Annotated in this window: 14 protein-coding genes; 10 read left to right on the forward strand and 4 right to left on the reverse strand. The window is 69.3% G+C overall.

What is annotated here, in order from left to right:
- Positions 1-49 precede the first annotated feature (49 nt).
- From ACLJWH_RS02270 to ACLJWH_RS02285, 4 genes are all read left to right on the forward strand, one after another.
- A protein-coding gene (locus ACLJWH_RS02270) for an IS3 family transposase (protein WP_411139813.1) occupies positions 50-1,248 on the forward strand; the annotation gives its coding sequence in 2 pieces (ribosomal slippage) (positions 50-332 and positions 332-1,248; 1,200 coding nt in all).
- A 126-nt stretch (positions 1,249-1,374) separates the two neighbouring features.
- Positions 1,375-1,563, forward strand: coding sequence for a hypothetical protein (locus ACLJWH_RS02275; RefSeq protein WP_411139814.1), 189 nt, complete (start codon positions 1,375-1,377; stop codon positions 1,561-1,563).
- Between the two features lie 47 nt (positions 1,564-1,610).
- Positions 1,611-2,021 carry an ArsR/SmtB family transcription factor gene (locus ACLJWH_RS02280; protein ID WP_411139909.1) on the forward strand — a complete coding sequence of 137 codons (411 nt, stop codon included), beginning with the start codon at positions 1,611-1,613 and terminating at the stop codon, positions 2,019-2,021.
- Positions 2,018-2,194, forward strand: coding sequence for a DUF6126 family protein (locus ACLJWH_RS02285; RefSeq protein WP_411139815.1), 177 nt, complete (start codon positions 2,018-2,020; stop codon positions 2,192-2,194). The genes ACLJWH_RS02280 and ACLJWH_RS02285 overlap by 4 nt, the downstream gene beginning before the upstream one ends.
- Positions 2,195-2,524: 330 nt before the next feature.
- On the opposite strand, the gene ACLJWH_RS02290 is transcribed toward ACLJWH_RS02285, so the two are convergent.
- From ACLJWH_RS02290 to ACLJWH_RS02300, 3 genes are all read right to left on the reverse strand, one after another.
- A complete protein-coding gene (locus ACLJWH_RS02290; RefSeq protein WP_411139816.1) occupies positions 2,525-3,925 on the reverse strand; it encodes an amidohydrolase family protein in 1,401 nt (466 codons plus the stop codon).
- Positions 3,926-4,136: 211 nt separating this feature from the next.
- Positions 4,137-5,090 (reverse strand): DUF4331 family protein, encoded by a 954-nt coding sequence (locus ACLJWH_RS02295; RefSeq protein WP_411139817.1) that lies wholly within the window; start codon positions 5,088-5,090, stop codon positions 4,137-4,139.
- 518 nt (positions 5,091-5,608) lie between these two features.
- A complete protein-coding gene (locus ACLJWH_RS02300) occupies positions 5,609-5,884 on the reverse strand; it encodes a hypothetical protein (protein ID WP_411139818.1) in 276 nt (91 codons plus the stop codon).
- A 295-nt stretch (positions 5,885-6,179) separates the two neighbouring features.
- Here ACLJWH_RS02300 and ACLJWH_RS02305 point away from each other — a divergent pair, with 295 nt between their 5' ends.
- The 6 genes from ACLJWH_RS02305 to ACLJWH_RS02330 all read left to right on the forward strand — a co-directional run bounded on the left by ACLJWH_RS02305 (position 6,180) and on the right by ACLJWH_RS02330 (position 13,652).
- On the forward strand, positions 6,180-6,611 hold the full coding sequence (locus tag ACLJWH_RS02305; protein ID WP_411139819.1) for a helix-turn-helix domain-containing protein: 432 nt from the start codon (positions 6,180-6,182) through the stop codon (positions 6,609-6,611).
- Between the two features lie 1,094 nt (positions 6,612-7,705).
- Positions 7,706-8,302: a LysE family translocator gene (locus ACLJWH_RS02310; protein ID WP_411139820.1), complete on the forward strand. Its 597-nt coding sequence runs from the start codon at positions 7,706-7,708 to the stop codon at positions 8,300-8,302.
- Between the two features lie 48 nt (positions 8,303-8,350).
- A complete protein-coding gene (locus ACLJWH_RS02315) occupies positions 8,351-8,614 on the forward strand; it encodes an acyl carrier protein (RefSeq protein WP_411139821.1) in 264 nt (87 codons plus the stop codon).
- Between the two features lie 20 nt (positions 8,615-8,634).
- On the forward strand, positions 8,635-10,026 hold the full coding sequence (locus ACLJWH_RS02320; protein ID WP_411139822.1) for a TrpB-like pyridoxal phosphate-dependent enzyme: 1,392 nt from the start codon (positions 8,635-8,637) through the stop codon (positions 10,024-10,026).
- A gap of 30 nt (positions 10,027-10,056) precedes the next feature.
- Positions 10,057-11,970 (forward strand): FAD/NAD(P)-binding protein, encoded by a 1,914-nt coding sequence (locus ACLJWH_RS02325; protein ID WP_411139823.1) that lies wholly within the window; start codon positions 10,057-10,059, stop codon positions 11,968-11,970.
- A gap of 11 nt (positions 11,971-11,981) precedes the next feature.
- Positions 11,982-13,652 (forward strand): AMP-binding protein, encoded by a 1,671-nt coding sequence (locus ACLJWH_RS02330; protein ID WP_411139824.1) that lies wholly within the window; start codon positions 11,982-11,984, stop codon positions 13,650-13,652.
- Between the two features lie 213 nt (positions 13,653-13,865).
- Here ACLJWH_RS02330 and ACLJWH_RS02335 read toward each other — a convergent pair whose 3' ends face one another.
- Positions 13,866-14,561 (reverse strand): helix-turn-helix domain-containing protein, encoded by a 696-nt coding sequence (locus ACLJWH_RS02335; protein ID WP_411139825.1) that lies wholly within the window; start codon positions 14,559-14,561, stop codon positions 13,866-13,868.
- Positions 14,562-14,615 lie beyond the last annotated feature (54 nt).

The following is a 14,615-nucleotide window of genomic DNA, read 5'->3' on the forward strand; positions in this document are numbered from 1 at the left end:
GTGAGGACACCCAAGACACTGGATCTTGAGTCCAGGAGAGGGAGTCCCCGTGGGGATGAAGCACTATCCGCCGGAGTTCAAGGCAGACGCGGTCGCGCTGTACGAGTCGCGGCCCGGGGCGACGATCAAGCAGGTCGCCGGGGATCTGGGGATCAATGCGGAGACATTGCGCAACTGGCTCCGTGCCGCGGGGACGGGCGGACGCCGGGCCACGGCCGAGAAGTCCGGGCAACCGCAGACATCCCTGGAGGCGGAGAACGCCGCCTTGCGCCGGGAGAACGCGGAGCTGAAGACCGAGCGGGAGATCCTTCGGCGGGCCGCGAAGTATTTCGCGGGCGAGACGCGCTGGTGAGCAGCCGCTTCCAGTTCGTCGCCGACTTCCAGCGCCGGTTCGGCGTGAAGCGGCTGTGCCGGGTGGGGCTGTCCCGCTCGGGCTTCTACCGGTGGAATAACACCGCGCCGGCCAGGGCGGCGAAGGCCGCCGCCGACGCGGCCCTGGTGGAGCGGATACGCGCTATCCACGCCGCCTCCGACCAGACGTACGGGTCCCCGAGGGTGACCGCCGAGCTCCGCGACACGGGCGTGAAGGTCAACCACAAGCGCGTCGAGCGCGTCATGCGGACCTTCCGGATCGTCGGTGTGCACCTGCGCAGGAAGCACCGCACCACCATCCCGGACCCGGCCGCGGTCAAGGCCGCCGACCTGATCGGCCGTGACTTCACTGCCGAGCTGCCGAACACCAAGTACGTCGGCGACATCACATATCTGCCGGTCAGCGGCGCGAAGCCGCTCTATCTGGCGACCGTCCTCGACCTGTGCTCACGCCGCCTGGCCGGGTGGGCGATCGCCGACCACATGCGGGCCGAGCTCGTCACCGACGCCCTCGCGGCGGCCGAGCGGACCCGCGGCAGCCTCGACGGGGCGATCTTCCACAGTGACCACGGCTCGCAATACACGTCCAGGGCGTTCGCCGACGCCTGCACGAAGGCTGGCGTGACCCAGAGCATGAGCGCCGTCGGCAGCAGCGCGGACAACGCCGCCGCCGAGTCCTTCAACGCATCGCTCAAGCGCGAGACCCTCCAGGGCGCGAAGGCATGGCCCACCGCCCGCCAGGCCCGCCTCGACACCTTCCGCTGGGCCGGTCGCTACAACACAAGGCGCCGACGCTCCCGCCTCGGACAACACTCCCCGATCACCTACGAGACAACCTTCACCGAACCATCAACTACCCTGACCAAAGCCGCATAAGAGCGTGTCCTCACATCAGGGGGAAGCCCGGACACCGCCTAGGGCCGCCTAGGGCGGATGCCGCTCCCGCCCGGACCACTCGCTAGTTGTCGTGACGGTCAATGGGTCCGAGTGCGGAGGTCTGGGGTGGGCGGCTACGCAGAGGCGGTGCGGGAGCGGGTGCGGGCGGCGCGGGCCGCTGTGGAGGAGGCGCGCGAGGCCGCGGATCCGTACGCGCTGGCCGTGGCGGAGGACGAACTGGATGACGCGCTCCGGCTGGCATCCAGCGTGGACGTCGACCCGGACGGCGTGCCGGAGAACGGGAGCCCGGCGTGAGCGGGGCGCAGGTTCCGCTGTATGAGGCGAAGGCGGAATTCTTCCGGATGCTGGGGCATCCGGTGCGGATCCGTGTACTGGAGCTGTTGCAGGACGGGCCGACGCCGGTACGGAACCTGCTGGCCGCGATCGAGATCGAGCCGTCCAGCCTCTCCCAGCAGCTGGCGGTGCTGCGCCGGGCGGGGCTCGTGACCGCGACCCGGGGTGGCTCGACCGTGGTGTACGAGCTGGCGTGCGGGGACGTCGCGGAGCTGCTGCGGGCGGCACGGCGGATCCTGGCGGAGCTGCTGGCGGGGCAGGAAGCCCTGCTGGTTCAGCTGCGGCAGCCCGGTGCGGGCGTGCGGGCGGACGCACCGGGAGGGGAGCGGACCGGGCGGACGGTGCCCCGGTGCCTGGCCGGCACCCGGCCGCCGACGCTTCAGCAGACCCGCGCCCTACGAGATGGAGAGCAGCCATGACCGACGACACCACCGACGAACCCGCCGCCCCGCCCCGCTTCGGGGGAGGTATGAGCGAGGCCAGGAAGGAGCGGGGCGCGTCCTGGCGGGTGTTCATCTACATCGCGGGCAGCCATCTCCTGCTGGGGTTCCTGGCGCTGCTGTTCTACCTGGGCAGTCACGCCGGAAAGTAGGACGGCCGGTCCGGGGCGTGGGGGAGAGCGGATCCCGGTCGCTGACACCGTGGCCCGTCGACGCCTTGGGCGCCGGTGGTATGGACCACACCATGTGCACCGGGCGCCACGGACGGTTCTGGCTCAACTTCCGTGAAGCGGTGGCTCTCTATGATCGGTTTGGGCAATCCTCACCCGGGGCCCGCATGCCGCTCGGTCAGCGGCGAGGATGCGGCAGATGCCGCTCTCAGCGCAGGTAGCGGGGTCGGTTGCGGAGGCACCGTCCGCAGCGGCGGCGGACCGCCGTGTGCCCCGTCACCACTCGCGGCGCCGGACCGGCCGTCGGCCGGCTCACCCAGGTACCGTTCGGACATTGCGAGGATCACACCGGGCACCTTCGCCGAGTTCCCGGCCCCTCACGCGGTCGCGGATCCTCCCGGCGTGTTCGATCAGGTTCGGCACGTCCGTGCGCAGCAGTCGGCCGTCGCGTTTGACCGTCCGTCCGGCGACCAGGACGGTTTCCACGTCGCCGACGTCCATCGACAGGACAACCGTCGCGTACGGGTCGTAGACCGGCGCGGTGCCCGGCCGGTCTGTGCGCAGCACGACGAGGTCGGCCTGCTTGCCCGGGGTGATGGAGCCGGTCCGGTCGGCCAGGCCCAGCGCCCGTGCGCCGGCGATCGTGGCGGATTCCAGGACGTCCCGCACCGTCATCGCCCCGACGTCGCGTGCGCTCGCCATGTGCTCCGCCGCGCAGAACGCCTGGTAGCGGGCGAACTGGAAGGCGGCACGCAGGGGGCCGAACATGTCGGATCCGACCGTCGATTCCACATCGGTGCTCAGGCTCGGCCGCAGGCCGGCCTCGGCAGCGGCGGCGAACGGCGGCTCACCGTGGCCCATGATCATCTCGATCGCGGGGGCGATGGACACCGCGCCGCCGCTGTCGGCGATGACCCGCATCTCGTCGGCGTCGAGCCCGGTGCCGTGGATGAAGACACCGCCCGGCCGAAGCACGCCCAGCTCCCGCAGCCGGCTGACCGGGCGGGGCAGCTGGGGCGTCGCGCCGGTGTGCGGGGTGGCCGGCACGTTCAGTTCCGCGGCCAGCGCGTAGTCCCGGCGGACCGTCTCGTCGTCACCCCACAGGCCCGGCGACAGCGCCATGCGCACCAGTGCCCCGTCGTCGTGCAGCAGTTCGGACCGTACGCGGCGTACGTCGGTCGACAGGCCGCCCGGCACGGGGTGAAGGGCGTCCGGTGCGGTACCCCGGACGCTTTCCATGTAGGAGAACACGGCGCGCAGCCCGGATTCCTTCAGCGCCGCCACGCCCGCGTCGGTGTGCGCCGGCGAATTCTGCACGTTCGCGGTGTCCAGAACCGTGGTGACCCCGGCGTCGAGGGCGCTCACCGCGCTGAGCAGGGTGCCGAGGTGGACCTCCTCCGGTGTGGCGGCCGGGCCGATCCCGTTCAGGAAACGTGTGAAGTAGTCGCCGATCGAGTCATCCGCGCCCAGGCCGCGGAAGGCCGCCTGCCACATGTGCCGGTGGGTGTCGACGAAGCCGGGAATGATGATGCGGCCCGCCGCGTCGACCACCTCGGCCCCCTCGGCGTCGGCTCCCGGCCCGACCTCGACGATCCGCTCGCCCTCGATCAGCACATCAGCCGCGTCGAAGTCCCCGACAACCGGATCCATACTCAGGACACGACCGCCACGCAGCACCACACGTCGTTCGTTGCGATCCGTTCCCTTGTTCATGACACCACCATGGGTCCTCGGGTTCCGTTGAGGTCACCCCTTCCGACACGCACGCGGACCGCCATCCGTGCGTAGCGACAACGCACTCCCCCTCACCGCCGCCGGGCGGTCACCGCAGGTGCGGTGGCACTCCGCGTGGCCATCGGTCACCGCTGCCGGGGCAGCTGGCCGATGAAGGTGTCCGCCGCCGGCCGGTGCCCGGCGAGCGGGTTCAGTGCGGGTGCCCCAGGTAGGGGAAGTCGGGGAGCAGATCGGTGTGCGGGCCGATGTAGTCGGTCGGCACCCTGCCGTTGGTGAGCATCACCAGCCGGGCGGAGGTGACATCGTCGGTCAGCGTGCGTCCGTTGGGGTAGCAGGCCGGACGGCTGCGGTCGTAGTGGAGGATGTCGGGCAGGACGGCCCGCAGCTGCTCCTCGGCCGCCTCCGCGCTGTAGCCGCCGAGGTGCTGCAACACCGCTGACCACGGCTCCCGGTAGGTGTCCCAGTCATCGGCCGGTTCGCGGGCGTTGTACTCGTCCTTGGCGTCCTCGGCGTTGAAGTACGCGGTCAGGGAAGGGTGGGCGCCGCGGTCCACGGACACCAGCGCGCCGTTCTTGCGGACGCTCACCCGCGCCCACGCCCCGATCCGCGGGTCCGGGCCCAGTTCGGCGTCGGGTGCTTCCAGCACGATGCCGAAGACATTCTTGTCCACGCCCCAGTCCACACCTGTCCACTGGAACTCGTGGACGATGCCGTCGAGATCGGCGAAGAACGGGTCGCTGCGCAGCCCGACGCTCAACCGGTACGGGCCCTCGTCGATCACCTGGGGTTCCCCGTCGAAGCTGACCGGCACGTCCGCCGCCAGCTGCTGTCCGCTCACCTCGTGGTCGCGTGCCGCCGCTCCGTTGGCACGGTGCACGGTCATGGTCTGCACGCCGTCCACCGGCTCGGAGAAGGTGAAAGTGAACGCCACGTCCGCGTGGTGGTCGCCGTCGGAGTCGATGTTGATCCGGTACACCGCCTGAGGGTGGAACGCGGCTCCGCCGGTCGGCGCGACCGGGTTCACGTTCATGATCAGTACGGTCCGGCCCGGCTCCGGCGCGGCGAACGCGAACAGGTCGGTCAGATCGAGCCGCGCGTCGCCATCGGGTGAACGCAGATGGGGGCCACTGAGATGGTGCGACAAGGCGGTCTCCTGCCTCTGGTTTCCGGTGTGCTGCCCACGACCCCGCCCGAGGTCATTGCTAACACGCCCCACGACCGGCCGTCCCCCGCAACGCTCCGGCCGGACGGCCACGCCACACGCCCGGCCGCGGGAACCGGTGACCGGCCACAGCACAGCCCTCAGCCCTCGCGGTGATGGAGGAACAGCGGGCCCCCGCCCGCAGAACGGTGTTCGCCGGCTCGCCGCTCACGGGGCCGGTCAGCCTCACATGCCGTGGGCCTGCATGCCGGGCCACAGCCGCAGGAGGACGAGAGGAAACCAGTTCTCGGTGGACGTCGCCGGTGTGGCGGACGGGGCGGACGAACACCCCGCCGGGCCGCAGCACGCGGCGGACCTCGCCGACCAAGGCGTGGCTCTCCTCGTCTCCTGGCCCGGACCTGGATCGCCGTCGGCCTGGCGGGTGTCCGTCAGGGCCCGTCGCAACTGGCCGGGCACGGGAAGACCGGCCGGACCGTCCGGCGTCCGGTACAGCCGGCACGTCAGCCCCGGCGCTCGCCCCGTTCGTCGCTGGGGAACCAGGGAAGCTTCACAGCAAGGGACACCTGGACCCTCGTGGCCCGCACCGGGTCCACGCTCTCCCGCTCGCGCAACTCCAGGTACTCCGCCGGGCCTCGGGCATAGGCATCGATCGTTCTCGGCTCCCGTCCCAAGTCCTGCCAGACCTGTAGCCAGGCCGCTGCCTGCTCGTGCCGACCGAGTATCCGCCACTTCTCCCTCAGCTCGACCATCTGGTACCGCTGATCCCCTCGGTCCATGGGTCCCCGTACGAGACCGCCGGCCTCGCAGGCGATTCCACGTAACTTCCGGGCGCCGAGTGACCGCAGGGAGCGACGATCCCAGCCGTCTGTTCCGCGACGTCCTCGCGCCTGATTCACCAGGCGCTCGCCCCGCCCAACAGCCAGTTCGCCAGAAAACTCAGCGCGAACACCGAGTCGTTGCGACCCCACGACCAACTCCTACTGGCTGAACCGTGTCGATGCCCAGTATCTCGTGACCCTGTTTGTAGAACCTGACGCTGGTTGGCTCGTTGGGCTCAGCATGATTCTCTCCATGGAACAGCTGGATGCTTTGCGGGAGTTGGCCGCGTCGCGTCATGTGCCTGCCGATGTGGCCCTGCGGGCCCGGATCGTGTTGTGGTCCGGCGAGGGCAGGCGGCGCAAGGACATCGCCGAACTCGCCGGGGTGTCGCCGGTGACGGTCGACCGTTGCAAGGCCCGCTATGCCGCACACGGTCTGGCCGGGCTGGCGGAGAAACGCCGTGGCGGTCCGTGCGACCAGGTGCCGCCGCAGACACGGGGCCGCGTGATTGCCTTGACGAAGATGTCCCCGCCGGCTGATTCCGGGCTCGTGCACTGGTCGACCCGGACCCTTTCGTCATACCTGAGGCGGCGTGAGGGCATCACGGTGTCCTGGCATTACATCGCCCGCGTCTGGCGTGAGGAGAACCTCAAACCGAACCGCTCGGGCGCCTCCAAGGTCTGAAGGGCCCGGCGTTCGCCGAGAAGGCCGTCGGCGCGATGGGCCGGTATCCGGCCCCGGCCGACGGTGCGGTGGTCCGGTCCACCACGAGAAGACACAGGTCCAGGCACCGGACCGGACCCGGCCCGTCCTGCCGGCCACCTTCGCGGCCACCGAGGGACGAACCCACGACTACGTGCGGCGCGGCACCACCGACCCCTTCGCCGCCCTCGACGTCACCACCGGCGAAATGCGCGGCGAGGGCAGGCCGAACCGGAATGCCGTGAACTTCCCGGCATTCCTGAAGCAGGCCGTCACACCGCACGCGGGGAAGCGGATCCGCGCGGTCCCTGACAACCTCTCCACGTACGCCACACCACACCACGCAGGAGGTCAGGGAGCGGCGGGCGAAGAACCTGCATGTCCACTTCCGCTTCCATGTCACCCCGTCGGCTCGTCGTGGCTGAGCCAGGTCGAGATCTGGTTCGGGGGATCCTGGCCCGGCGGTCGAACCGATGCTCCACGTCGCCGGCGTCGAACGCCCTGATCCAGCAGATTCGCGGCTGCGTCAACTCCTGGTACGAGAACGCGAACCCCTTGACCTGGACCGCGACCACCGGTGAGGTCCTCGCCACGGTCCGCCTCGCCCGGACCAACATGAAGAAACCGGACAGGAGTAGATCGAAGTGACACAAACAGCATCACGCGACAGTGGCTCAGTGCCATGCGGTACTTGCTCAGGAAGATGAAGTGTGGTGCTGGACACTCTCAGTCCAGAACGCGGACGAGAACAGTCTCATGGCCGACGTGCACCGGCTGAAGAGGCGCATCCGACATGGTGTTTTCGTGGTCGTACTTCGGGGTAACCAAAACCGGAGCCTATCGGTCCGTAAATTTACATCTCGCGCTCACCGAAATTTGTTCTTGGGGCTGGTTGCCTGAATCAGCCAAAGCCGATAGCGTTCTAAGGGTGGTGATCAAGAGCCGGGGGTGTCGGACCTTAGAGAGGGGCCCTTTCGGTTGGATGCGCAAGCGTTAGCCCCGCACTCCGGTCGAATGACGACTGGAATTGCGGTAGTTCCATGGTGAGTGGGGTTTTCATCGCGACGGTTTTTGTAATGGTGGCCGCGCCGGGGCCGTCATTCATGGTGTTGGTGAACGAGACATTGCGTTTCGGGCGCGGGGCCGGGCTGGTGACCATTCTCGGTAGCAGCACTGGGCTGCTCATGTGGGCGGCGGCCTCCACGCTCGGGCTGGCCGCGCTGATGCAGACCTCTGAGGCGGTGTTCACCGCCTTCAAGCTGGCCGGTGCCGCCTACCTCTGCTACCTCGCGGTGATGACGGTGCGCAACCGGCGGAACTTCGGCCACCAGCCGGCGGAAGCGCTCGAGGGGTACGGCGCGGCCACCCTGTGGCGGTCCTACCGGTCAGGGCTGGTCACCAGTGCCGCCAATCCCAAAATGGCCACCGTATACCTGGCGCTGATCCCACAGTTCCTGCCGCCCGGCGGCGGTTCGCCCGCCGACGTGGTCACGCTGACCGCCGTACAGATCATGATCAGCGCCGCCTGGTACGCGGTGGTGGTCACCCTGGTCGGCTTGGTGAGGCGGCTGCTGGCCAAACCGGCGGTGCGGGTGGGGCTGGCCTGGGTGAGCGGGGCGATCCTGCTGGTGCTCGGGCTGCGCACCGCGGTGATGACGGGCCCCATGGCGTAGCGGGGCGGCCGGAGAAGCGAAGAACTGTCCCAAGGAAGAGGGATTACCTTGACGTCTCCTGAAAAGGTTGACATTGACGCTCAGGTGTGCGGAATCATCACGGATGTGCTCGGTTCGTCCGCGCCGGCCGAGATCAGGCTTGATGACGAGTTGCACGAAATCGGAATCGAGTCGTTGACCATTCTTGAAATTGTCGTCCGAATTGAGAATGAGTGCGGCATCAAGATCGGTGACAGTGAGATCTTCGAGGCCGCGCTGAGCCGGGTCGGCGATCTCGTGAAGTTAGTCCAGTCGCACGTTGGAAATTCCTAGAAATCAGGATCGGAAAAGCAATGGTGAATTCGGCAGAAGCATCGCTGACCGCTGAAGAAATCGTTCCCACGCACTGGTACAACGTGCTGTCCGACCTCACCGGCGTCGAGGACGCGGCGAAGCTGCGCCAGGCAAGGCCGGAGACCCGTAAGGACGGCGGCGCGGTCGCCCCGCAGATCCCGCTCTCGATGTACCGGCAGAGCATGGGCCGGGAGCGGTTCGTGGAGATCCCGCAGCCGGTGCGCGAGGAGTACCTGCGCTGGCGGCCGACCCCGCTCAACCGGGCCCGCCGGCTGGAGAAGCTGCTCGACACCCCGGCCCGGATCTACTACAAGTACGAGGGCACCAACACCACCGGCAGCCACAAGCTGAACACCGCGCTGGCCCAGGCGTACTACTACAAGCAGGCCGGCATCACCAGCCTGACCACCGGCACCGGTGCCGGCCAGTGGGGCTCGGCCCTCGCCCTCGCCTGCCGCATCTTCGGCCTCAAGTGCACCGTCTACATGGTCCGGGTCAGCTACGAGCAGAAGCCCTACCGCCGGATCATGATGGAGATGAACGGGGCCGAGGTCATCTCCAGCCCCAACGAGAACTCCGAGGCCGGCCGCGCCGCGCTCGCCCGCGACCCGAACACCGACGGCAGCCTGTCCATCGCCAACGCGGAGGCATTCGAGCACGCCCGCCAGGTGGAGCGCTGCAACCTCTCGGTGGGCAGCGGGGAGAATCACGTCCTGCTGCACCAGACCGTGATCGGGCAGGAGGCCGTCCGGCAGTTCCACGCGATCGGCGACTTCCCGGACGTGGTGATCGGCTCGGTCGGCGCGGGCAGCAACTTCTCCGGCATCTCTCTGCCGTTCTTCCACGAGAAGGTGCGCGAGGGCCTGGACACCCGGTTCGTCGCGGTGGAGCCGGAGGCATGCCCGAAGCTCACCAAGGGCCGCTACGCCTGGGACTACAACGACTACACCGGCATCACGCCGATGACCAAGATGTACACCCTGGGGCACACCTTCGTCTCCCCGGGCATCCACGCCGGCGGCCTGCGCTACCACGGCGCCGCCCCCCTGGTGAGCGCGATGTACGACCAGAAGCTGATCGAGGCGGTGGCCTACCCGCAGGGCCCCGTGTTCGAGGCCGGCATCACCTTCGCCAACGAGGAGGGCATCATCCCGGCCCCCGAGTCGGCGCACGCCATCCGCGCCGCGATCGACGAAGCGCTGCTGGCCAAGAAGGAGGGCAGGGAGAAGGTCATCCTGTTCAACCTCAGCGGCCACGGACTGCTCGACCTGTCGGCCTACCAGCAGTTCCTCAGCGGGAACATGACCGATATGGCGGCCTCGGACGAGTTGATCGCCGCATCTCTCGGCCGCTTGCCGGTCATGGACGACCTGGACGCGGCACCGCGCTGAGGACGAGCTCTACAGATGGGGTGACAGGTCGTGCGACACCTGACTGACGAAGTGCTGGACGTCGCGATCGTGGGCACCGGTCCGCGCGGGATCTCGGTGTTCGAGCGGATCGCGGCCAATCTGAGGGCCGAGCCGGAGCCGCCGAGGGTCAGAATCTGGCTGATCGATGCGGTGGAACTGGGGGCGGGCCGAATATGGCGCACCGACCAGGAGACCTGCTTCCTGATGAACACGGTGGTCGGTGAGATCAGCATGTTCTCCGGGATCTCCGACGGCGAGCCATGCCGGCCGGGCGCCGGCCTGTCCTTCCATCAGTGGTTACCCACCCAGCCGGACCCGGCGCTGTCGGGTCTGGGCCATGACGACTACGCACCGAGGTACGCCTACGGCAGGTACCTGCGGTACGTGTACGACTCGGTGGTGCGTGGCATGTCCGAGCTCGGCGAGGTCGTCGAGGTGGTCGGCAAGGTGACCTCGTTACGGGAGACCGGGGACAGCTACGAACTTCGAGTGTCCACTTCGGACGATGAGTTGACCGTGACCGCCGACGCGGTGGTGGTCACCACCGGGCACGCCCTGGCGGAACTGTCCGAGCAGCAGAAAGAGTTGGCGCGGTTCGCGCAGGACCGGCCCGAACTCCGCTACCTCAGCGGGGATTCGGCCGCCGACCTGGAGCTGTCCTCGATCGCGCCGCGCGCCGCGGTCGGTGTCGTGGGGCTCGGCCTGTCCTTCTACGACATCCTGATGTCCTTCACCGTCGGCCGCGGCGGGAAGTTCAAGGAGAGCGTCGACGGGACGATGTTCTACGTGCCCAGCGGCAACGAGCCCAGGGTGGTCGCGGGCTCGCGCAGCGGGTTACCGATCCATTCGCGGGGCCGCAACCAGAAGGAGGTGACCGGCCGCGCCGCGCCGAAGTTCCTCACCTCGGCCGCCGTCGGCCGGCTGCGCGAGCGCAGCGTGGCGCACCGGGGCAACCCGACCCTGGACTTCGACCAGGACGTGCTTCCCTTGTTGCAGGCCGAGATCAACTATGTGTACTACACCACCCAGGCGAGAACCCAGCACGGGCCGGAACGCGCCGAGGCGGTCGCCGCCGAACTGCGCGCACTCGGCCCGGAACTGGCGAGCTGGCGCGAAGTGGCTCTGCGCCACGGCCTCGACGACGTGGAGCCGGTCAACCTCGACCAGCTGTCCAGGCCGTTGCACGCCAAGCGGTTCGACTCCGGTGCCGGCCTCCTCGCCGAGGTGAGGCGAATCCTGCTCGCCGACATCGCGGAGGCCCGTCAGGGCAACGTGGACAGCGCGCTCAAGGCCGCGCTGGACGCCATCCGGGACTCCCGCGAGGTGCTGCGGCACGCCGTGGACTTCGGTGGCCTGACCCCGCGATCCCATCGGGCCGACTTCCTCGGCCGGTTCGTCTCGCGAACCTCGCTGCTGTTCACCGGCCCGCCGATGGAACGCACCGCGCAGTTCCTGGCCCTGATCGACGCCGGGGTGCTCGACCTGGTGGGGCCGGATGTGGTGCACGGAGGCGACACCGAGCAGGGCCGGTTCTTCATGGAGTCCCCGGCCGTCGAGGGCTCGCGCAGGCACTGCGACGTGCTCATCGACTCGCGGATACCGACCGCCGGCCTGGTACGCAACACCGATCCGCTGATGCGGCAGCTGGTCGACGAGCGGCTGGCCGTCGGGTTCGTGCACACCGACGCCGACGAGGAGTTCGAAACCGGCGCATTGCACATCACCCCGGCCGAGCGCCGGGTGATCGCCGCCGACGGCCGGCCGCACCGGGCCGTCTACGCGCTGGGCATCCCGACCGAGCGGGTGTGCTGGTTCACCCAGATCGGCAACGGCCGGCCGGGCGTGCACACCTCGTTCTCCAGAGACGCCGACGTGATCGCACTCAGCGTGCTGCGCCGGGCCAAGTCCAACGCCTTCCACTGATCGGGGACAAGTTGTTCGGGCAAGACGATGCGTACCGGGAGTTCCGGGCCGCACGGGACCTCCTGTTACACCACGCCGAGGACCAGGACGCCGCGCGCAAGGCGTTCCGGTGGCCGCGGCCACGGCGCTTCAACTGGGCGATCGACTGGTTCGACCGGATCGCCGAGGGCAACGACCGGGTGGCCCTGCGCATCGTCGGGCAGGGCGAGCTGACCTTCCAGGAGCTCTCCCAGCGCTCCGACCGGGCCGCCGGCTGGCTGCTGTCGCAGGGCGTGCGCCGGGGCGAGGTGGTGATGCTGCTGATGGACAACCGGATCGAGCTGTGGGAGCTGATGCTCGCACTGATCAAGATCCGTGCCGTTGTCGCGCCCGCCTTCATCACCATCTCGCCCGAGGAACTGCGCACCAGGATCGGCAGGGCCGGAGCCAAGTATGTGATCGCCGACCACCGGATCGTGCCGGGGCTCGCGGTGGACGGACTCCAGGCCAAGATCATCGTGGGCGGGGAGCACGAGGGCTGGGCCGACTTCGCCACCTCGGCCGAGCACGAGGGCGACTTCGTGCCGGAGGGTCCCACCGAGGCCGACGAGCCGCTGTTCTACTACTTCACCTCCGGCTCCACCTCGCGGCCGAAACTGGTGGTGCACACGCACGTCAGCTACGCCATCGGCCATCTGGCGAGCATGTACTGGAACGGACTGAAGCCGGGGGACGTACACCTCAACGTCTCCGCCCCGGCCTGGGCGAAGTACCCGTGGAGCTCGCTGTTCGGACCCTGGAACGCCGAGGCCACCGTGGTGTCCATGGACAACGCCGAGGCGACCCCGCAGCGGCTGCTGGAGGTACTGCGGACCGGGACGATCACCAGCTTCTGCGCCCCGCCCAGCATCTGGCGGGCACTGATCCGCACCGGGTTACCCGACGGCCTGCCCGGGTTGAGGCACGCGGTCAGCGTCGGTGAACCGCTCATGGGTGACGTGGTCGAGCAGGTCCGCGAGCTGGCCGGGGTGACCGTCCGCAACGGGTTCGGGCAGTCCGAGGTCACCGCCATGGCCGGGGTCACCGCCTCCTCCCCGGCGGACCCGGTATCCATGGGCCACCCGCTACCGGGCTACGAGCTGGTGGTGGTCCGGCCCGACTCCGACGAGCCGGCCCAGGAGGGCGAGCTGTGCCTGGACCTGGCCAACGAACCCGTCGGCATGATGCGCGGCTACCTGGACCCGGCGGACAACGCCACCAGCCACACCCCGGGCGGCCTCTACCGAACCGGTGACCTGGCCCGGTGGAACAGCGACGGTTCCCTGGTCTATCTCGGGCGGCGCAAGGACGTGTTCGAGGGGCCGGACGGCGCACTGATCGCCCCACTCGAACTGGAACACGTGCTGGTGCTGCACCCCGCCGTCGCCGAACTGTCCGTGGTACCGGTGACCGAGGGCAAGGCACTGGTACCCAAGGCGTACGTGGTGCTCGCCGCCGGATGGAACGCCACCCGGGCCACCGCCGAGGCGCTCTTCGCGCACCTGCGGGAACGGCTGCCCGCGCCCAGGCTCGTACGGTTCCTGGAGTTCGTGGACGATCTGCCGCGTACCGAATCAGGGAAGGTCCAGCGAGAGGCCGTCCGGGTGCTGCGCAGGTCCCGGATCGTCGAGTTCACCGCGGAGCTGCCCGCCGCCCAGGCTTGACGTGAGCGACCTCGTGTCGCCCCGCCAAGCGGTTGCCGCACCGCTCGACGGCCGGCGGGACGCTGCCACGCCCGCCCGCGCGAGTCGGCACACCGGTTCCACGACGCCAGCGGGCCGGGCCGAGACGCGTGCTGCGACGACTCGAAGCCGTGACGGGATGCCTCTGTCTCGCCGTGCTCCCGGTGCGGTGGCGGGCCGCCGGGCCCGACGGCCTCACGGCCGCGCCGAGAGGGTCTGCCGCCAGTGCTCGGCCGCCTGCGTCATGTCGTGGCCGAGGTGCTGGAAGAACTGGCTCGTGGCCCGCAGCCGCGCCCCGGCCGGAGAGGCACTGCCGAACAGGTCGGCCCCTTGCCGGGTGAGGTCTTCCCACCTGGCCATCGACTGGACGCTGACCAGCCACGCCTGGTACCAGACGTGGTCGTCGATCACGTATCGCTCGCGTCGGCCGTCGCGCTCGCGGCCGACCAGGCCACGCTGCTCCAGCCAGCCGACGGCCTTGGAGACGGATGCCGGGCTGACCTGTAGCTTGGCGACCAGCTCGGGGGCGGTGAGGCTGCCGGTGTCGCTGGTGAACAGAGAGACGAGGACCCTGGCCGTCATCGCAGGAACCCCTGTCCGGGCCATCATCTCGGCGAACCTGTCCTCGAACTCGTACTGCGCCCGCGGGGCACGCTCGCCGGTGCCGGCCGCCGTGACCGGGTGCGGCTTGCGGCGGCGGGCCCGCCACTTGGTCGCCTGCTGTGCCTGGTTCGCCCGATAACCGTGGGGCCCACCGTTGCGCCCGACCTCGCGGCTGACGGTGGACCCGGGGCGCCCCAGTTGGCGGGCGATCTCGGCGTAGCTGAGCCCCGCTGCCAGCCCGGCGGCGACACGCTGACGCTCCTCGTGGGTCAGACGACCTCCCGGCACCTCGCACTCCTGTTCGTCATTCGTCAAAGAAAGCCGATCGCACCGGCCAGTGCA

Source organism: Streptomyces sp. x-80 (assembly GCF_046549095.1).
Classification (GTDB): Bacteria; Actinomycetota; Actinomycetes; order Streptomycetales; family Streptomycetaceae; genus Streptomyces; species Streptomyces celluloflavus.